The 19,913-nt window shown below is 55.5% G+C and carries 19 protein-coding genes; 2 read left to right on the forward strand and 17 right to left on the reverse strand.

Translation table 11 applies throughout. From position 1 onward, the window contains the following. From DOU50_RS05130 to cmoM, 4 genes are all read right to left on the reverse strand, one after another. Window positions 1-311, reverse strand: a 311-nt coding sequence (locus DOU50_RS05130; protein ID WP_148768951.1) for an ATP-binding protein, incomplete at its 3' end; no start/stop codon positions are given. Then, window positions 311-1,015: a chromosome partition protein MukE gene (gene mukE / locus DOU50_RS05135; RefSeq protein ID WP_008499954.1), complete on the reverse strand. Its 705-nt coding sequence runs from the start codon at window positions 1,013-1,015 to the stop codon at window positions 311-313. The genes DOU50_RS05130 and mukE, both read right to left, overlap by 1 nt. After that, complete coding sequence (gene mukF / locus DOU50_RS05140; RefSeq protein ID WP_148768952.1) at window positions 996-2,318, reverse strand: chromosome partition protein MukF; 1,323 nt, start codon at window positions 2,316-2,318, stop codon at window positions 996-998. Before mukF ends, mukE begins: the two co-directional genes overlap by 20 nt. Window positions 2,319-2,321: 3 nt before the next feature. Continuing rightward, window positions 2,322-3,101 carry a tRNA uridine 5-oxyacetic acid(34) methyltransferase CmoM gene (gene cmoM / locus DOU50_RS05145; RefSeq protein WP_032649174.1) on the reverse strand — a complete coding sequence of 260 codons (780 nt, stop codon included), beginning with the start codon at window positions 3,099-3,101 and terminating at the stop codon, window positions 2,322-2,324. Between the two features lie 124 nt (window positions 3,102-3,225). Between cmoM and elyC the strand changes: the two genes are divergently transcribed. Continuing rightward, window positions 3,226-4,005 (forward strand): envelope biogenesis factor ElyC, encoded by a 780-nt coding sequence (elyC, locus tag DOU50_RS05150; protein WP_061715637.1) that lies wholly within the window; start codon window positions 3,226-3,228, stop codon window positions 4,003-4,005. On the opposite strand, the gene DOU50_RS05155 is transcribed toward elyC, so the two are convergent. From DOU50_RS05155 to DOU50_RS05215, 13 genes are all read right to left on the reverse strand, one after another. After that, window positions 3,982-4,875: a YcbJ family phosphotransferase gene (locus DOU50_RS05155; protein WP_148768953.1), complete on the reverse strand. Its 894-nt coding sequence runs from the start codon at window positions 4,873-4,875 to the stop codon at window positions 3,982-3,984. The genes elyC and DOU50_RS05155 overlap by 24 nt on opposite strands. 142 nt (window positions 4,876-5,017) lie before the next feature. Continuing rightward, on the reverse strand, window positions 5,018-5,764 hold the full coding sequence (gene kdsB / locus DOU50_RS05160) for a 3-deoxy-manno-octulosonate cytidylyltransferase (protein WP_090417527.1): 747 nt from the start codon (window positions 5,762-5,764) through the stop codon (window positions 5,018-5,020). After that, window positions 5,761-5,943 (reverse strand): protein YcaR, encoded by a 183-nt coding sequence (gene ycaR, locus DOU50_RS05165; RefSeq protein WP_006174474.1) that lies wholly within the window; start codon window positions 5,941-5,943, stop codon window positions 5,761-5,763. Before ycaR ends, kdsB begins: the two co-directional genes overlap by 4 nt. Window positions 5,944-5,988: 45 nt before the next feature. Then, complete coding sequence (locus DOU50_RS05170) at window positions 5,989-7,218, reverse strand: winged helix-turn-helix domain-containing protein (RefSeq protein ID WP_090417529.1); 1,230 nt, start codon at window positions 7,216-7,218, stop codon at window positions 5,989-5,991. A 44-nt stretch (window positions 7,219-7,262) separates the two neighbouring features. Next, entirely contained in the window at window positions 7,263-8,240 is a 978-nt protein-coding gene (lpxK, locus tag DOU50_RS05175) for a tetraacyldisaccharide 4'-kinase (protein ID WP_024907791.1), read from the reverse strand. Then, window positions 8,237-9,985, reverse strand: coding sequence for a lipid A ABC transporter ATP-binding protein/permease MsbA (gene msbA / locus DOU50_RS05180; RefSeq protein WP_024907792.1), 1,749 nt, complete (start codon window positions 9,983-9,985; stop codon window positions 8,237-8,239). Before msbA ends, lpxK begins: the two co-directional genes overlap by 4 nt. Window positions 9,986-10,021: 36 nt before the next feature. Continuing rightward, entirely contained in the window at window positions 10,022-12,286 is a 2,265-nt protein-coding gene (locus DOU50_RS05185; RefSeq protein WP_148768954.1) for a ComEC family protein, read from the reverse strand. Window positions 12,287-12,500: 214 nt separating this feature from the next. Further along, a complete protein-coding gene (gene ihfB / locus DOU50_RS05190; protein WP_008499965.1) occupies window positions 12,501-12,788 on the reverse strand; it encodes an integration host factor subunit beta in 288 nt (95 codons plus the stop codon). A gap of 170 nt (window positions 12,789-12,958) precedes the next feature. Then, window positions 12,959-14,632 (reverse strand): 30S ribosomal protein S1, encoded by a 1,674-nt coding sequence (rpsA, locus tag DOU50_RS05195; protein WP_008499966.1) that lies wholly within the window; start codon window positions 14,630-14,632, stop codon window positions 12,959-12,961. Between the two features lie 111 nt (window positions 14,633-14,743). Next, the gene (gene cmk / locus DOU50_RS05200; RefSeq protein ID WP_024907794.1) at window positions 14,744-15,427 is read right to left on the reverse strand and encodes a (d)CMP kinase; all 684 of its coding nucleotides are present in this window, start codon (window positions 15,425-15,427) and stop codon (window positions 14,744-14,746) included. 185 nt (window positions 15,428-15,612) lie between these two features. After that, window positions 15,613-16,896: a 3-phosphoshikimate 1-carboxyvinyltransferase gene (gene aroA / locus DOU50_RS05205; RefSeq protein WP_024907795.1), complete on the reverse strand. Its 1,284-nt coding sequence runs from the start codon at window positions 16,894-16,896 to the stop codon at window positions 15,613-15,615. A 69-nt stretch (window positions 16,897-16,965) separates the two neighbouring features. Continuing rightward, window positions 16,966-18,054, reverse strand: a complete 1,089-nt coding sequence (serC, locus tag DOU50_RS05210; RefSeq protein ID WP_024907796.1) for a 3-phosphoserine/phosphohydroxythreonine transaminase — start codon at window positions 18,052-18,054, stop codon at window positions 16,966-16,968. A gap of 162 nt (window positions 18,055-18,216) precedes the next feature. Further along, window positions 18,217-18,909 (reverse strand): DUF421 domain-containing protein, encoded by a 693-nt coding sequence (locus DOU50_RS05215; RefSeq protein ID WP_023310994.1) that lies wholly within the window; start codon window positions 18,907-18,909, stop codon window positions 18,217-18,219. A 127-nt stretch (window positions 18,910-19,036) separates the two neighbouring features. Between DOU50_RS05215 and DOU50_RS05220 the strand changes: the two genes are divergently transcribed. Then, window positions 19,037-19,913: YcaO-like family protein (locus tag DOU50_RS05220; protein ID WP_194266126.1), on the forward strand; the 877-nt coding region annotated here is incomplete at its 3' end.

A 19,913-nucleotide genomic window follows, 5' to 3' on the forward strand; every position in this document is an offset into this window, starting at 1 on the left:
ACGCCCACCACCACACGCTGATGACGGGAGTTAATGACGTCCAGAACCGAATAACAGACGCCGGCCTTCAGCTTCCCGTGCAGGCCTTTATCACGGGAACCGCTTGTGGCCCCCGCTTCGGTGGTGTTACGGAAGTGAAGCAGCGTCAGGTCAGGGATCAGCGCCGTGACAAAGGCCGCCATGGTGGTGGATTTACCCGCTCCGTTACCGCCGGAGAGCGTCGTGACCAGCTCATCCAGATCGAACGTTCGGGCAAAGAAGCCGTTCCAGTTAATCAGCGTCAGTGAGCGAAATTTACCGCGTTCAATCATTACTCTTCCTCCCCGCTATCCGGCAGATTCTCTTCATGCTCATCATTGAGCTGCAAATGGTTTTCCACCGGCATCGCTTCACCGTCGCGGATCATGCGAAGCTGTGCTTCACGCGCGTCATCGCCCGCACGCACGTCGGCGCCAAAGCGGAAGACAGATTCCGTGATGCGGAATTTGCTGCTGTCATGGCCCATAAACCAGACCATCCCCAGACGACGCAGACGGTTCAGGGAAGAGCGAACCTTTTCCTGTAATTTCTGACGGTCAAGATCCGACCCCGTGGAGCGGTTGTTCACCAGCTTGAGCAGTTTGCTCTCATCTGCCAGCGTCAACAGCTCGTCGTAAAGTTCCTGCTGGGTGAAGATCCCTTCATTCGCCAGACGTTCCGGGCTGAGATAGAGGTAGCAAAGAATTTTGCCGACCATCATATCCAGCTCCGAGAGCACGGAACGCGGAATCAGCGTCGTGGAGCGTGGACGCAGGTAGAAAAACCCTTCCGGCGCGCGAATAAGCTCCACGTTGTAGCGTGCGTAAAACTCTTCCAGGTACTCCTGGAAGTCCATCAAAAAGGCGTGATTATCCAGCTCGTCTAAGCCAATGTGACGACCGGCACGCAGCTGGCTGTCCAGCGCCGGAAATAACGGATTCGCCAGCGCCTGTGCCAGCTTAACCGGCATCACTTGTTCAATATTTGTCAATGACATGCGCCTGTACCTTGGCTCCGTAATCGTTAATTGGCTGCCACTTCGGCGGCAGTCCGGTGAAATCTGCTTGCGCGACGCCCAGGCGCACCGCCTGGTCTACCACAATGCGGGCAACGTCGAAGTGGCGCGCGCGCGGATATTGCGCCAGATAGTCGCGCACCACGAGCCCAAGATCCAGCGGCACTTGTCTGGTTTTGTAGACAGCGAGCTGTTCTTCGATCATCGCCGCAAGCTGCTCGCGAATTTCGTTAAATTCTTCGTATTCCAGATCCGGTGGCAGTTCACCGGTCACCTCTTCATCGCGCAGCGCCATCTCTTCGTCGCGCATATCCAGCAGACGATCGGCATTGGCGTAGGTCAGCGCCCACGGCGCATCGAAATAGGTCTGCACCGACTGACGCAGACGCTGGGCAAAGACGCGGTTTTTATCCATATCAATCGCGGTACGGATAAATTTATGCACGTGTCGGTCGTAGCCGATCCACAGGTCGATCGACTGCTGGCCCCAGCTGATGATACGGTCCAGCTTGCTCTGCAGGTCGAACACTAAACGATCGATAAAATGCAGATCGTCGTGCGCCAGCGTCGCGTCCTGGATGCGCAGCAGGTTCGCCTGCAGCTTATCCCCTGCGGCTTCCAGCGTATCCTGCAGCTCACGCAGCGTACCGGAGGTTTCTGACAGCAGAAGTTCACAGCTGGAGATAGCCGCTCGCCAGTCTTTATTCAGCAACTGCGCGATATCGTCTTTCACCTGCTGCTGCTGTTCGTCCATCAGGCGCTGGGTGAGATCGATACTGTCGAAGATTTCGGCCACCGAATATTTCAGCGGCGCGTAGACGTTACGGTGCCAGTGGAATTCGTCACCGTCGTCATCTGCCGCATCGGCGGCGCGCTTAAGCTCACCCGCCACGATCGACAGCTGCATGGAAAGACGCAGCGTGGAAAATTCACGCTGGCGGATATAATAATCGGTGATGCCGATGCCCAGTGGCGTCAGGCGATAGATGGCGTTTCCTTCCGCCTGCTCGCTGGTAAAGCGGTTCAGCAGACGTTGACGCACCATATCGTTGATCGCGTTGTTGGCACGCACGCTAATGGTTTCGCTGGTTTGCTCAAACGCATCACTGACATGGCGGAACGCATCCACCAGTTCACCCTCGCTCATTTCACCATCCAGCCGCTCGCCGTTCAGCGTGGCGACCGCCAGCAGGAAAGAGAGTCTGTCTACCGGCAGCGAGATGGAGAAATCGTTTTTCCTGGCCCAGGCAACCAGTTCGGGGACTGTCTGGGAAAATTCACTCATAGGTTATCCTTGCATCTGCGGCTTGTGCGCGGTGACGTGAATATAGCGGCCAAGGCTGACAAAAGGCTCCTGACGGCAATACCGCGTTTCCAATTCTGTTAAGGTGTCAAAACAGTCACGCTGTTTGTGTTTTTCACGCAGATAATCATGAAACACCCTGACGCCCGTCTTCCCGACAATCTGCCAGCCAATCGCTTCCAGCCAGCCATAAACCTGCTGTGGATCGCGCGGATAGTCCGGGGAAAGCGTGCGCTTTTTCTTTTTGGGCATCCCGACCTGAACATAGTCGAAGTTTCCCGCAACCATGTTGTGCATCAGGAAGCCGTTAGCATTGTAGAACATCAGCGACAGCGTGCCGCCCGGGCGCAACATCGACCACAGGGTTTGTAACACGCTTTGCGGATCGGCAACCCACTCCAGCACCGCATGAAACAATATCAGATCAACCTGGGTTTCCAAATGCTGCGCGATGTCCTGAGCGGCGCATTGTATAAAATGCATGTTGTCGCTCACACCTTTCTCTTCTGCCGCACGTGTCGCGCGGGCGACCATTTCAGCAGAAAGATCGCAAAGCGTGACGTGATGGCCGCGCTCGGCCATTTTTATCGCCGTCTGCCCTTCACCGCCACCGGCGTCCAGCACGCGCAACGTTTGACCGCCAAAGGTGGCCAGAATGGTGTCCAGATCCTGCCAGAGGATCGTCTGACGGAGCTGCCCTTTCGTGGTGCCATAAATGTTGCGCGAAAACTTTTCCGCGATGTCATCAAAATTGCGATCCCGCATTGGGAGAGTTCCACTCGCTAACTGCAAAACCGCTATTTTGTCACACCCGCGCGGAGAATGAACCTCTCTGGTGTAATATCACCGGTAATCACCTGCTATATGGTCAAAAAAGGAACCAAAAAGGATGCTTTTTACCCTTAAGAAATACATTGGAGGGATGATGCTTCCCCTTCCGCTGCTGCTCATCATCATCGCGCTGGGGCTGGCGCTGGTGTGGTTCAGTCGCTTTCAGAAGAGTGGCAAAACGCTTATCACGCTCGGCTGGTTTATCCTGCTGCTGTTGAGCCTGCAACCGGTCGCGGATGGTTTGTTACGCCCCATCGAAAACAAGTACCCGACATGGCAGGGAAATCAGAGAGTGGCGTACATCGTGGTACTGGGAGGCGGATATACCTGGGATCCTGACTGGGCCCCCAGTTCAAACCTGATCAACAACAGCCTGCCACGGCTAAACGAAGGCATTCGCCTGTGGCTGGCGAATCCGGGATCAAAAATGATCTTCACCGGCGCGGCGGCCAAAACGAACCCGGTGAGTACGGCTGAAGCGGGCGCCAGAGTCGCGGAATCGCTCGGCGTACCGCGTTCCTCCATTATCACCCTGGACAGCCCAAAAGATACCGAAGAAGAGGCTGCCGCAGTGAAGCAGGCGATTGGCGATGTCCCGTTCTTGCTGGTGACCTCCGCCTCGCACCTGCCACGCGCGATGATTTTCTTTGAGAAGCAAGGCCTGCACCCGCTTCCCGCACCGGCAAACCAGATGGCTATCGACGCGCCGCTCAACCCGTGGGAACGGGCGATACCGTCCCCGGCGTGGCTGATGCATAGCGATCGCGTCGGTTATGAGACGCTCGGACGCCTCTGGCAGTGGCTGAAAGGATCGTCAGGCGAGCCAGGGCAGGAGTGATTTTGTTGCCAGATCGAAGTTTGCGCGATTAAAACGTCCGGTATTGACCAGCTGCGCAACTTCGTCCCAGAGCAGATAAAGCCAGCGCCGCCAGAGAAACGCTTCTGCAACGGGCGCGCGTTGAAGGTAATGCCACAGTAAACCTTCCGCCGCCCCGCTGTCGCTGAGCCTGAACAGCTCGTATTCGCGCGGAGCCCAGAGCATGATCCCCGGCCCCAGCATCGCCAGAAGCTGATCGCTGCGGGAGTCTTTGAGCATGCTGCGCAGGGTGAAATTACCGTGGATCAGCACGCAGTTGTCATTAAAACCGTCGAACAGCGCCGGTAAGCACTCGCGGGTACGAAACAGAATTCGCTTATCCTGCATGGTCAAACCGGTATTGTTGAACTGGTTAAGCGTCCCCCACAGAACCTCAACCCGCTGGCGATACCACAGCGGCCACAGGTTTTCCTGAGTGCTGTCGACCGGACCGACAAGTCCGCGGCTATCCTGACGGTGCCAGGCGAGCAGCGCCTCGACAATCTGATCTTTTAACTGCTCCCAGCGCTCCGGCGTGCGCGCGGGCGCTTCAACGGGCACGCCGCGCAAGCGCTCAATCAGCAGCACGTCCGGGCCGGGATGTTCCTCATGGGTCATCACGCCGTACACCGTCGGCATACGGACGGTTCCCTCCCGCGCCAGCATCGACATTTTCCAGGCAAGCTGCCTGGCCACACCCGGTGAGGTGAAACTTCTGGCCATCAGCGGCATTGGGTTGCCCTGACTGTCATACAACGACCAAAGCGCGGTATCGACCTTTTCACTCACGCATTCGACACGGCTTAATTTCTCACCCAGCAGATGGCTAAGTTCGGCACGCAGCTGTTCCATATGAGATTACCCCCATCAAGACTACTGCTTTTATAATGAGCGTCCTGAAGGAAGATGTCACCCGGAAGAGATCAATTAGGGAAAAGAAAGGGAAATTAACGGGGAGAGGAACATCCCCCCGTCAGGAGGGATGCAGGCGGTATTAGCGCAGCTCGGCGCGAACGCGCTCAAGATCTTCCGGCGTGTCAACGCCCGTACCAGGCACTTCGCTGGCAACGGCAACGTGAATTTTTTCGCCATACCAGAGCACGCGAAGCTGCTCCAGCATTTCGATATGCTCCAGCGGACTCGGCGCCCAGGTCACATATCGACGAATAAAACCGGCCCGATAGCCGTAGATCCCAATATGACGCAGGAAGGTATCACCGATGGTCTCTTTAGAGAGCGCAAAGCGATCGCGATCCCACGGGATCGTGGCGCGGGAGAAATAGAGCGCATAGCCTTCGGCATCCATGACCACCTTCACCGCATTCGGGTTGAAAGCCTCTTCTGCATGGTGAACAGGCACCGCGAGCGTCGCCATACCGACCTGACGCTGCGCCAGGTTTTCTGCCACCTGACGGATAATCACCGCCGGGATCATCGGCTCGTCACCCTGCACGTTAACGATGACCGTATCATCACTGAAACCGCATTTCTCAACCACTTCCGCCAGACGTTCGGTCCCGGACTGGTGATCGGCGCGGGTCATGCATACCTCACCGCCTGCCGCCTCAACCGCACGGGCGACGTCGGGATGATCGGTAGCAACAATCACACGGTCGGCACCGGATTCCCTTGCACGCTCAAGGACATGCACAATCATTGGCTTGCCGTTGATATCTACCAGCGGTTTACCCGGCAGACGCGTAGACGCGTAGCGCGCAGGAATAATGACAACAAAACTCATGGTTTGCTCTCTTCTGCCACCAGGGAACGCGCTTCATTTTCCAGCAGTACCGGAATGCCGTCACGCAGCGGGAAAGCCAGGCTGTCCAGCTTGCAAATCAGCTCCTGTTTGTCCTGGCTGTAGTAGAGTTTGCCGTTGCATACCGGGCAGGCAATAATTTCAAGTAAACGGTGATCCATAGTTCCTCCGTATGGGTAATCGCTAAAGCTTAACACATTCCCTTTTCAGGGCGTGCCTGTTTCCCAGCCACTTCGACAGGATGTAAACAGTCCGTCGGGTACCCGGCCCAGCGTCACGTCGTCGGCACCCTGCCAGCGCGCGAATTCGCTAATGGCGGACGTTAACCCTTTTTCCAGGCTCGCCGTCACCCTGACGCCCTCTTGCAGATAAAGCGCAATGATTTCAAGCGTGCCGGTCTTGCGGTGCATTTTGGCGTCCATGCGCCCGACCAGCTGTCCCTTATGCAGCAGCGGTAAAACAAAGTAACCATACTGGCGCTTTGGGGCCGGGGTATAACATTCCAGCCGGTAGCTGAAATCAAAGAGCTGCTCGGCGCGTTTTCTGTCCCAGACAACCGGGTCGAAAGGCGACAATACCGCGCTGTGGGTTGCCTGAAGTTTCCCCTCCAGAGCCTGAGGCAATAACGGGAGGAGATCCGCATGCAGCCACATTTCGCCCAGCGTTTCCACGGTGACGGGGATGACGCGCTGTTCGCGTTGCCACATGTCCAGCAGCGGTTTTAGCGCGGGCTGACGCAGGCGATAATAATCTGCCAGCCACTGCGCGCGAAAAATCCCCAGGCTACGGGCGCTATTCTCCAGCATAATGGCCTCGGCCGCCTCCTGGGTAAGCAGGTCGCGCTCGTCGTCCCAGTGCGGCATCACGCGATGCGTCAGGTCGTAGACGCGCTGAAAATTACGCCGTTCAATCACCATGACTTTGCCAGAGGTAAACAGCCCTTCGAGATGACGTTTGTGCGGCTTCCACTCCCACCAGCCGCTTGTACCCTTGCGCGGGTGTTCAAAATCGGCGGAGCGTACGGGACCGTTTTCCTGAATATGCGCGATAAGCTGCTCAATTTCGGCCGCATGTTCCAGCATCCACGCCTGTCGGTATTTCCAGCCCATCTTTTCAGGGGCAAGCATACGGTGGCGAACCAGGGCAAAATCGCTGCGGGGCAGAAAGCAGGCTTCGTGCGCCCAGTACTCCATTAATTCCCCCTTGCTGAGCGCCTCATCCAGCCACTGAGAAGGATAACTCCCCAGGCGGCTAAACAGGACAAGGTAAGGGCTGCGGGCCACAATGTTAATGGTGTCGATTTGAAGTAGCGACATGCGCTGAACGGTCGAGAGAATATCGGCAGGCTGCGCGCGGCGGCGGGGCTTTTTGAGCAGCCCCTGCGCGGCAAGGTGTAAATGACGTGCAGCTGAAAGCGAGAGTTGCGGTAAAGACATGCGTTTTCCTGTCAGTCAAAGCGCCACCAGAACCGCGTAAGCCTTTACTGCACCAACGCAATCAGTTCCTTGAGCAATTGTTCCGGCTGCTCGCCGCTGAGTTCAGCGTCAACCGGCAGATACCACCAGTTATCTTTCGCAAAGGTACGGCATTTCACCGCATCTTTTTCGGTCATGATCAGCGCCTGTCCGGGTACGGTCAGGGCGTCTACCTGCCCTTCCACCAGCGCCTGATGGTCGGCCAGCGGAACGCGTTTTTCCAGCCGGGCACCACACTGTTCCAGCGTCGCGAAGAAGCGTGGCGGATGGCCAATCCCCGCCATCGCCACCAGTGAAGGCAGCTCCGCAACCGACCGACGTTCCCCCGTCACCAGGTTGATCGCCAGACCCGGCTGAAGGTACATCGGGATTTCACCCGTTTTCGCCTCCCCCCCGTTCACGATCACCGCATCAACGGACTTAAGACGCGAAGCGCGTTCGCGCATGGGCCCTGCAGGTAACCACCAGCCGTTACCAAAACGGCGAACGCCGTCGATGACCACAATCTCTTTATCACGCGCCAGGGCGTAATGCTGCAGGCCATCGTCAGTGATAATGATTTGCACCGCGTGTTCGGCAAGCAGTGCCTGAACGGCGTCGCTGCGCACCGGGGAGACCGCAACCGGTGCGCCGGTACGCTGGAAAATCAATACCGGTTCATCACCCGCTTCGGCGGTCGTGGTTTCCGCCGTCAGCAGCAGCGGATAACGCGCCGCTTTACCACCATATCCGCGCGATACCACCCCCGGGCGGATGCCGCGTTTTTGCAATTGCTCCACCAGCCAGATCACCACCGGCGTTTTACCGTTGCCACCCGCCGTAAGATTACCGACAACCACAACCGGAACCGGCGCGCGCCAGGCACGCTTCAGCCCCAGACGGTAAAGCAGACGGATTGTGCCGCTCACCAGGCCGTATAGCCAGGAGAGCGGCAAAAGCAGCAGCCACAGCGGGGATTCACCGGACCAGATGCGTGCAATCATTCGCCAAACTGCATCTTATGAAGCTGGGCGTAAACGCCGCGGTGTTCCAGCAAATCAGCATGGCTTCCGCGTTCAACAATGATGCCGTCCTCAACCACGACGATTTCGTCAGCCTGCTCGATAGTCGACAGGCGGTGCGCAATCACCAGCGAGGTACGGTTCTTTTGCAGTTCATCCAGTGCCGACTGAATAGCGCGTTCAGATTCCGTATCCAGCGCCGAAGTCGCTTCGTCCAGAATCAGAATCGGGCTGTCACGCAGCAGCGCACGCGCAATGGCGATACGCTGACGCTGACCACCGGAGAGCAGTACCCCATTCTCACCGATTATCGTATCCAGACCGTTATCCATCTTGTTGATAAAGTCCATTGCGTAGGCCATCCGCGCGGCGTTCTCAATCTGCTCGCGGCTGTACTCATCCGTGCGCGCATAGGCAATGTTGTTAGCCACGGTATCGTTGAACAGGTGCACGTTCTGGGAAACCAGCGCCACCTGATTACGCAGCGACTGCAGGGTATATTCCCGCAGGTCATGACCGTCTAACAGGATCTCACCTTCGTTAATATCGTAGAAACGGGTGATCAGGCTGGCAATGGTCGATTTACCCGAGCCGGAACGCCCCACCAGCGCCACAGTTTTACCCGCCGGAATGGACAGATTGATATTACGCAGCGCCGGCGTTTCACGACCAGGGTAGGCGAAGGTAACGTTGCGGAATTCGACATCGCCACGGGCGCGCTCAATTTCGCGTGTACCTTCGTCTTTTTCCTGCTCGGAATCCAGAATGCTGAACAACGTCTGGCAGGCGGCCATCCCGCGCTGGAACTGGGCGTTGACGTTCGTCAGTGATTTCAGCGGACGCATCAGGGCAATCATAGAGGAGAAGACCACTGTGATGGTACCCGCCGTCAGCGTCTCCATGACGCTCGGGAAGCTTGCTGCATACAGGACGAATGCCAGTGCCAGGGAGGCAATCAGCTGAATAATCGGATCTGAGATGGAAGAGGCCGAGACCATTTTCATCCCCTGCAGACGCATTTTATTGCTGACTTTGTCAAAGCGGTGGGTTTCGACTTCCTGACCGCCAAAAATCAGGACTTCTTTGTGTCCTTTCAGCATCTGTTCCGCGCTGGTCGTTACCTGTCCCATCGTATTCTGCATATTCTTACTGATATTGCGGAAGCGCTTTGAAACGACACGGATGGCAATAGAAACCACCGGCGCCAGCACGATAAGGATGATTGACAGCTGCCAGCTGTAATAGAACATCATTGCGAACAGGCCAATGATCGACGCGCCCTCACGCACGACGGTGATCAGTGCGCTTGATGACGAGGAGGCAACCTGCTCTGAGTCGTAGGTAATACGGGACAGCAGCGTCCCGGTAGACTGCTTATCAAAGAATGAGACCGGCATCCCCATCATGTGACTGAACAGGCGACGGCGCATGGTCATCACCACTTTCCCGGATACCCAGGAAATACAGTAGCTGGAGATATAGCTGGTGATGCCGCGCAAGATCATCAGTCCGATAACCACCAGAGGCATCCATAGCAACACTGAGCGATCCGTTTTACCAAAACCGTCGTCCAGTAACGGTTTGAGAAGCGATAGCATAAAAGTATCGCTGGCTGCGTTGAGGATTAACGCTACTCCCGCCACGATCAGGCCTGTTTTAAAGGGCGCAATCATCGGCCAGAGTCGGCGGAAGGTTTGCCACGTGGAGAGATCTTTGTCGTTATGCATTCAAAAAACCAGCATTCGTTGAAATAGCCGCATATTCTACCCGTTATCGACGGGCGCGCCAAACCACTGATGATACCAAACGGGTAAATATTGTTCTCGCAAGCGCCGGATTTGCCAGTGATGTTGCGAGAATGTCACCGATATTTGTCCAGAATGAGGAGTATCATGCCAGATATACCCCTCTTTTCGATAACGTCGGACAACTTTTGTCGACGGGAATCGCCATGCGTTATAGCGTGCCGCTGAATCCAGGGCGATCTGACCTTCTACCCGCTGGACCAGCGGCAATGAAGACGAAGTGTTGCTGCCATGATGAGGCACCTGGATTAGCGTGGACGTCAGATAACGCCAGTAATGGCTAAGCATAGCCTGTTCCGCTTGTGCTTCAATATCCCCTGTTAGCAGCACGCTCTGCTTGCCGTCGCCCACCTTTACCACGCAGGAACGGTTGTTTCCCTGAGCCGGGTAATTTTCAGGGGGCCAGTGGACGCTGAAGGTAAGTCCCTGCCATTGCCATCTCTGCCCGCGAAAACAGGGGCGATGTCCCGCCTGGCGCAAGGGGCTTCTTACCCACACGTCAGGCCACGTTTTTTGCAACGATGCGAGGCCTCCCGCATGGTCGAGGTGTTCATGACTGAGAATTACGCCTTCAGGCCGCAGGTGATGCCAGCGCAGCCAGGGAATAATTAACCGCTGCGCGCTATCCCCGCCCGGCCAGGCGAGTCCGGTATCATAAAGAATGGCTTTTCCCTGTCGTTCAATGACCATGGCCAGCCCCTGCCCCACGTCCAGCATATGCAGCGTCCAGCTCTCGCTTTTTGCCGTTCGCCAGAGAGGAAATGCCAGTAAGACGCTTCCTGCAAGACAAACGGCAGGAAGGGTTTTCCATGCGCGAAAACGCCAGGCAATGATGCTCAACCACGGCAGTAATGTCATGTATTGCCAGCGTTGGTCGACATTCTGCCAGCCGTCAGGCAGGCGCATGAGGAGCCAGAACAACCCCGCTAGTGACTTATCTGCTGCGAACCAGACGACGCTTTCCAGTGCCGCCAGCGGCAGCAGATGAAGCAGCATACCGAGCAGGATCAGTGGCACGGAGACAAACGTCACCAGGGGAACGGCAAAGAGATTCGCGACCAGGGAGGAGATACTTAAGCCATGAAAAATCAGGACCTGTAACGGCATGAGCAGCATCAGCATGCCGACCTGCAGATGGATCAGGTTTAGTAGCGGCCGTATACGTCGTGCCCGGTGCCAGTCAGGAAGAGGCAGCCACTGGAACCAGAAAATCAGCGCGGCGACGGCAAATGCGGACAGGGCCAGACTCTGCGAAAGTACGGCCAGGGGATCGCTTATGAGGATCGCCGCGATACAGCACACCCATACCTGCCAGGGAGACCATTGACGGGCCGCGATCCGCAATATGGCAAGCACAGCAAGCGCGATGGCCGTTCGTAGCGCAGGAGGTTGCAGACCGGTAAGCCAGGCGTAGAAAGCGGCAAAGCACAACCCGGCCAGGAGAGGCATCTGCCAGTGGACCCGGTGGCTGGGTAATAAAAACTGGAGCCCACGTGCGAGTAACCAGACGAGGGATGCCGCCAGCGCGATATGCAGACCCGAAATCGCCATCAAATGCAGCGTGCCGGTTTCACGCATCAGGTCTTTTATTTCCCGGGGAACATCCAGACGTTCCCCCATTCCCAGTCCGAGGATAACCGCCCCCCAGCGGTAAGCCGAAAGTCGGTTCTGCAGTGACATCAGGTATTGCGCTCGCAGGCTGCAGCGGCCATCGACGAGTTCAGCGCGGGTGAAGCGCCCGCTTAGGGTTTGATGTTGGGCAAAAGCGCTGCGCTGAGAATCATATCCGCCGTCGTTCAGTTCGCCATGGGCAGGCCTGAGCCTGAGCGTCATGGTCCAGCGCTGACCGGCGCACGATTTCTGGGGCAGATAATTGCCATACAGCGTTACGCCGGTGGAGGCCCACCAGCGCTTGCCATCGACGCTGCGAATGTTTCCCTGATGCAGAGTGGCGCCGTCGGTCGCGGTGAGCTCTACCTCAGCCTGCACAGCCCCTGTTGTTAAATGCTGCATCGGCCAGACGCTCTCCTGTGCGGCCAGAATGCCCCACGCACAAAATAACAGCGTAATACCAGCATACTTCACTCGATGGTTTTGCCATGCAGCAAGCACTATCCCGCCAGCCACCATGACCCACACGGTGTAAGGTGATGGCAGTTCAGGTAACCAGAGTAACGGAACTATCGCCAGAATGGCGCAGACGCTAAGCGCGGGAATTCCCATTGCTACCTCCCTGTTTCAGGGTGGCAGTATGCAAGCAGGTTGAGCGGGTCGTCAGGTGTGAAGGATGCGATTTACAGCAAGCGCAGCAAGGTATTTAACGGGTTGCAGAAAACGAAACGAAAAATGCGGGGCACCTTCAGAATGAAAGCGACAGAGACAAAAAAAGCACCCGCAGGTGCTTTCTTTCGAACCCAGTTTAACCGGCTGGCTAAACTCAGTTGCCGTAAATATTGGCGCGATCGCGCAGTTCTTTACCCGGCTTAAAGTGTGGAACGTACTTACCTTCCAGCTCGACTTTATCGCCAGTTTTCGGGTTACGCCCGGTACGTGGAGCACGATAGTGCAGAGAAAAACTACCGAAACCGCGGATTTCAATGCGCTCGCCCTGGGCAAGAGTGGAGGCCATATGCTCCAGCATCTCTTTTACGGCATCTTCCACTGCCTTGGCAGGGATATGCGGTTGCTGACTGGCAAGTCTTTCAATCAATTCTGACTTGGTCATGATTCCTCCGGTTCCTTTCAAACCAATTAGCTGAACAGCTCATTAAACAAGGGCGGCCGTAGCCGCCCTTTGTTATTGATTACAGGACGAATCCTGCAATCTGTCAAGTTTGCTCCTCATCCTTCGCGCTGTAAATGCGTTACAGCGCAACTGATGCTGAGAACCTGATATTACTCGCCTTTAGCTGCTTTGAAAGCTTCAGCCATTGCGTTGTTAGAGAAGTTTGCATCTTCCTGTTTGTTAACAGTTGCGATTGCATCTTTCTCATCAGCTTCGTCTTTAGCACGAACAGACAGGCTGATTGCACGGTTCTTACGGTCAACACCGGTGAACTTAGCTTCAACGTCGTCGCCTACGTTCAGAACCAGAGTGGCATCTTCAACGCGGTCACGTGAAGCTTCAGAAGCGCGCAGGTAACCTTCAACGCCGTCAGCCAGTTCTACGGTTGCGCCTTTAGCGTCAACTGCAGTTACTTTACCGTTTACGATTGCGCCTTTCTTGTTCAGTGCAACCCAGTTGTTGAACGGATCTTCTGCGAGCTGTTTAACGCCCAGGGAGATACGCTCACGCTCTGCGTCAACCTGCAGAACAACTGCAGCGATTTCGTCGCCTTTTTTGTATTCACGAACTGCTTCTTCGCCTGCAACGTTCCAGGAGATGTCAGACAGGTGAACCAGGCCATCGATGCCGCCGTCCAGGCCGATGAAGATACCGAAGTCAGTGATAGACTTGATTTTACCTTCAACACGGTCGCCCTTGTTGTGGGTTTCCGCGAACTGCTGCCATGGGTTGTTTTTGCACTGCTTCAGGCCCAGGGAGATACGACGACGTTCTTCGTCGATATCCAGAACCATCACTTCCACTACATCACCAACGTTAACAACTTTGGATGGGTGGATGTTTTTGTTGGTCCAGTCCATTTCGGAAACGTGCACCAGACCTTCAACGCCTTCTTCGATTTCAACGAAGCAGCCGTAGTCAGTCAGGTTGGTTACGCGACCAGTCAGTTTAGTACCTTCTGGGTAACGCTTAGCGATAGCTACCCATGGATCTTCGCCCAGCTGTTTCAGGCCGAGGGATACACGAGTACGCTCGCGGTCGAACTTCAGCACTTTAACAGTGATTTCGTCGCCCACGTTCACGATTTCGCTTGGGTGCTTAACGCGTTTCCACGCCATGTCGGTGATGTGCAGCAGGCCATCAACGCCGCCCAGGTCAACGAATGCGCCGTAGTCAGTGAGGTTCTTAACGATACCTTTGACTTCCATGCCTTCCTGCAGGTTTTCCAGCAGCTGATCGCGTTCTGCGCTGTTTTCGGATTCGATAACGGCACGACGGGAAACAACAACGTTGTTACGCTTCTGGTCCAGCTTGATTACTTTGAACTCAAGCTCTTTGCCTTCCAGGTGCAGAGTGTCACGAACTGGACGAACGTCTACCAGAGAACCTGGCAGGAACGCACGAATACCATTCAGCTCAACAGTGAAGCCACCTTTAACTTTGCCGTTGATAACACCGACCACAGTTTCAGCTTCTTCGTAAGCTTTTTCCAGCGTGATCCATGCTTCGTGACGTTTCGCTTTCTCACGAGAAAGCAGGGTTTCACCGAAGCCGTCTTCTACTGCGTCCAGAGCAACGTCAACTTCGTCGCCAACCTGGATTTCCAGCTCGCCCTGGGCGTTTTTGAACTGCTCTGCCGGAATGGCGGACTCAGATTTCAGACCGGCGTCAACCAGTACTACGTCTTTGTCGATAGCAACAACAACACCGCGAACGATGGAACCCGGGCGGGTTTCGATTTCTTTTAAGGATTCTTCAAACAGTTGAGCAAAAGATTCAGTCATGTTTAATCTTCAGGTTAATATTAACGTCCACCTGGCTCCGTGCCGGATGGGGTTGTTTCACATACCCGCCGTCAATCCCTTGCAGCGGGGGTACTGCTAAATCGGTCGCGATTACGCGAGTGCCAGTTTTTGGCGCGCATATTGTAGCGCTTTTTCAATCACTTGCTCAATAGTTAAACTGGTTGAATCCAGAACTAATGCATCTTCTGCTGGAACAAGTGGGGCGACGGCGCGGTTACGATCGCGGTCATCGCGCTCTTTTATCTCGGATAAAAGGCGATCAAAGTTAACACTAAACCCCTTTTCCTGCAACTGAAGCATGCGGCGTTGCGCACGTTCTTCCGAAGAGGCGTCAAGGAAAATTTTCACAGGTGCATCAGGGAAGACCACGGTTCCCATATCACGTCCGTCCGCGATCAGACCCGGGGCTTCACGAAACGCGCGCTGACGACGCAACAGCGCCTCGCGAACGCGCGGGAAGGCCGCGACCTGCGAGGCCGCATTCGCCACTTCCTGAGTACGGATTTCCCCGCTCACGTCTTCCCCTTCAAGGATGACTTCCAGGTTGCCATCGGTTGACACGAAGCGCACATCCAGATGCGCAGCCAGCGGAACCAGCGCCTCTTCAGACGCGACATCCACGTGATGATGCAGCGCGGCCAGCGCCAGCACGCGATAGATTGCTCCCGAATCTAAAAGATGCCATTGCAATGCTTCCGCCATCGCTTTGCACAGAGTCCCTTTCCCTGCGCCACTCGGCCCATCAATGGTGATTACCGGGGCAATTGCCGTCATCTTTTTCTCCTTAAATAAGGCATACCGTTTACATGAACGCCGCGCATTATACGCGCCAACGTGCGCAACTGTTACCTTTGCGTGCAAATTACGGAATGATTGAAGCAGAGTGTAGAAGAAATGAGCGGAGGTGTTCGTAATGAAGCGTAAGCAAATGCCGCATCGGGTGATGCGGCAAGGCGTTATCAGGCCAACGTGCTAATGCGTGCCAACTGTTCGAAGTAGTCCGGGAAGGTTTTCGCGGTACATTTCGGGTCAAGGATCGTGACAGGCGTATCTGACAGCGCCACCAGCGAGAAGCACATCGCCATACGGTGATCGTTGTAGGTTCCGATTTCCGCAAACTGCAGTTTTGCAGGAGGCGTGACGCGAATGTAGTCTTCGCCCTCTTCCACCTCGGCACCGACTTTTCGCAGCTCTGTCGCCATCGCGAACAGGCGGTCCGTCTCTTTTACGCGCCAGTTGTAGATGTTACGCAGCGTGGTCGTGCCTTTGGCGAACAGCGCCGCCGTGGCAATGGTCATCGCCGCATCCGGGATATGGTTCATGTCCATGTCGATGGCGTTCAGCTCACCGTGGGTACAGGAGATAAAGTCATCGCCCCAGGTGACAATGGCGCCCATTTTTTCCAGCACGTCCGCAAAACGGATGTCGCCCTGCACGCTGTTACGGCCAATACCGGTCACTTTTACCGTTCCGCCTTTAATCGCACCTGCGGCCAGGAAGTAGGACGCGGATGACGCATCCCCTTCAACCAGGTAGTTGCCCGGAGACTGGTACTGCTGTGCCCCGCGCACCACGAAGCGCTGATAAGACTGGTTTTCCACCTCAACGCCGAAAGTTTTCATCAGGTGCAGCGTGATATCAATGTACGGTTTGGAGACCAGCTCGCCTTTAATCGTGATAACTGTATCCTGCGGGGCCAGCGGCGCGGTCATCAGCAGTGCCGTCAGGAACTGGCTGGAGACGCTGCCGTCAACCTCGACGTGACCTCCGGTAAAACCGCCGCGCAGACGCAGTGGCGGATAGTTTTCCTGCTCCAGATAGTCAATCTGCGCGCCGCCCTGACGCAGGGCATCCACCAGGTGACCAATCGGGCGCTCTTTCATGCGCGGCTCGCCGGTCAGCACAATATTGTTGCTTCCCAGGCACAGGGCCGCCGCCAGCGGGCGCATAGCGGTACCCGCGTTGCCCAGAAAAAGCTCAAGCTCTTCACCCGAGCGCAGCGCGCCGCCGTTGCCGGTCACTTCGCAGCGGGTACGATCGTCGGAGAGAGTGTAATGAACGCCCAACGCTTTCAGCGCATTGAGCATATGGCGCACGTCATCGCTGTCCAGCAGGTTTGTGAGGACGGTGGTGCCGTTTGCCAGAGCTGCCAGCAGCAGAGCGCGGTTCGAGACACTTTTTGAACCAGGCAGATTGATGGTGCCATCTACCCGCGCGATAGGTTGTAACGTCAGGGATTCCATGAAAACTAAACTCTCAACTCAACATAATAAAAACCCCGCAGGGGCGCTGCGGGGGTGAAAAACAGCAAATTAACCGTGACGACGTTCGAAGTCGATCATGAAATCCGTCAGGGCTTTAACGCCTTCCAGCGGCATCGCGTTATAGATGGAGGCACGCATGCCGCCCACGACACGGTGACCTTTGAGCGCGTGCAGACCTGCAGCGAAGGACTCTTCCAGGAACACTTTGTCCAGGTTGCTGTCCGCCAGCTGGAACGGTACATTCATGCGGGAACGGTTAGCGTTCGCTACATCGTTGCGGTAGAAATCGCTCTTGTCGATCACGCCATACAGCAGTTCAGCTTTCTGCTGATTCACCTTGTCCATCTGCGCCACGCCGCCGTTTTGCTTCAGCCATTTGAAGACCAGGCCGGAGAGATACCAGGCAAACGTGGGTGGGGTGTTGAACATAGAATCGTTATCGTTCAGCACGGTGTAATCGAGAATCGACGGGCAGGATGTATGTGCTTTACCCAGCAGGTCTTCACGCACGATAACAATCGTCAGGCCTGCAGGGCCGATATTTTTCTGTGCGCCCGCGTAGATCACGCCATAACGGCTGACGTCAATTGGCGCAGACAGAATGGTGGAGGAGAAGTCAGCGGCAACCACGACATCGCTGCCGAAGTCTGGCGTCTCGTCGATGGCAATCCCGTCAATGGTTTCGTTCGGGCAGTAGTGCAGATACGCTGCATTATCAGAAAGCTGCCACTCGCGCATTGGCTTCACGGCGCGCAGACCGTCAACGGTCACTTTGGCGTCGATCACATTCGGCGTGCAGTATTTATGCGCTTCTTTAATGGCGCTTGCTGCCCAGTAACCCGCATCAACGTAGTCAGCCGTCGTTTTGTCACCGAGGATATTCAGCGGAATACCCGCAAACTGGCCGCGTCCACCGCCGTGACAGAACAATACTTTGTAGTTCGAGGGAATATTCAGCAGATCGCGAAAATCCTTTTCTGCCTCTTCCGCCACCTGAATAAACTCTTTACCCCGGTGGCTGATTTCCATCACCGACGTACCGAGACCGTTCCAGTCACAAAGTTCCTGTTGAGCCTGTTTAAGCACGTCTGCCGGTAACATTGCCGGACCTGAACTGAAATTAAAGACTTGAGCCATTTCCCCTCACCACGCTAAAAGCCATAAGTTATAACTGTGGATATCGGTTTTATCATTCAGTGACACGCGCCGCAATGTCTAAAACTTATGACCCGTGAAATGTGCCCCGCGTCACACAAAACAATCTGCCGCCTCGTTAAGACAAAACCGACAAAATGGCTGTCAGGTGATGCGTTTGGCCCGGCTAACCTTCGTCCATTCCGGATTTGCACAGCGAGGGCATAATTGACGATCCCCCGGCTGCATCGCCACAACATGGCTACATCTTACGCAAGCATACTCGCCTGATTCAGGCACCGTTCTGAAACGCTCAATGAGCATATCCGGCAGGATACACAGCCCCGGCTTCACCTCGTCGTCAGAATAGTAATAGACGCTGATCTGCCCGTTAGTTTCCATGATCGCCAGACGCACCTGCCCGAGCTGTTCAACGCTATTCAGGCGTAGCTCCATAAAGAACTCAAACTCGGTCATATTGGCGCTTTGTACATTTTCCCAGGCCAGCTGTCCGTCCTCGACGATAACGACCGGCTTCCCTTCAAGCAGATCTTCCAGCTTTTCACTTTTCGACATCAGCCACATGACAAGACGGTAAAGTAGCGCCAGTGAGACAAAAACGATAAACACCGGCACCATCGGCACATCATCATAGAAGGCGACGTCCCCCGCCGCTGAACCCAGCGTCAGAATAATCAACACCTCAAAGAGCGACATCTGCCTTACGCCGCGACGGCCGGTGATTTTAAGAAACAGGAAGACAAGTACGAAGGTATACAGGCTACGCAGCGCCACTTCGCCCAGAAATTCAGGAGGAACTTTATCAAACGCCATCCGCTGGAGATCAAATGCTTTCATTTTTCTATGCCTTAACAGTCAGTTACTGCCACTAAGCATAGTCCAGCCATTTATTTTCGCCGAAGATAGCACCCGTCACGCAAAACCCGTATCATTGCGCGCTTTACGTACGATAAAAGTGACCGCCATGACTCAAACGTTTATCCCCGGCAAAGACGCCGCCCTGGAAGATTCCATCGCTCGCTTCCAGCAGAAACTGACCGACCTGGGTTTTAACATCGAAGAAGCCTCCTGGCTCAATCCGGTGCCTCATGTCTGGTCAGTGCATATTCGCGACAAAGAGTGTGCCCTGTGCTTTACCAACGGTAAAGGCGCGACAAAAAAAGCGGCACTGGCCTCCGCGCTGGGTGAGTATTTTGAGCGTCTGTCCACCAACTATTTCTTCGCTGACTTCTGGCTGGGCGAGACCATCGCTAACGGCCCGTTCGTTCACTATCCAAATGAAAAATGGTTCCCGCTGACCGAAGATGACGAACTGCCGAAAGGTATTCTCGACGCGCGCCTGCGTGCCTTCTACGATCCGGACAACGAACTGACCGCCAGCATGCTGATCGATCTGCAGTCCGGTAACGAGGATCGCGGTATCTGCGCCCTGCCGTTTACCCGTCAGTCTGACGAGCAGACCGTTTATATCCCGATGAACATCGTCGGCAACCTGTATGTGTCCAACGGTATGTCCGCCGGTAATACCCGCAATGAAGCGCGCGTTCAGGGTCTGTCTGAAGTCTTTGAACGCCACATCAAAAACCGCATCATCGCTGAATCTATCAGCCTGCCTGAAATTCCGGCAGAGGTGCTGGCGCGCTACCCGGGCGTGGTGGAATCCATCGCCAAACTGGAAGCAGAAGGTTTCCCAATCTTTGCCTATGACGGCTCTCTGGGCGGTAAGTACCCGGTTATCTGCGTCGTGCTGTTTAACCCAACCAACGGCACCTGCTTCGCCTCCTTCGGCGCGCACCCGGACTTCGGCGTGGCGCTGGAGCGTACCGTCACCGAGCTGCTGC

This window comes from Enterobacter sp. C6, assembly GCF_008122455.1.
GTDB classification, from domain to species: Bacteria; Pseudomonadota; Gammaproteobacteria; order Enterobacterales; family Enterobacteriaceae; genus Enterobacter; species Enterobacter pseudoroggenkampii.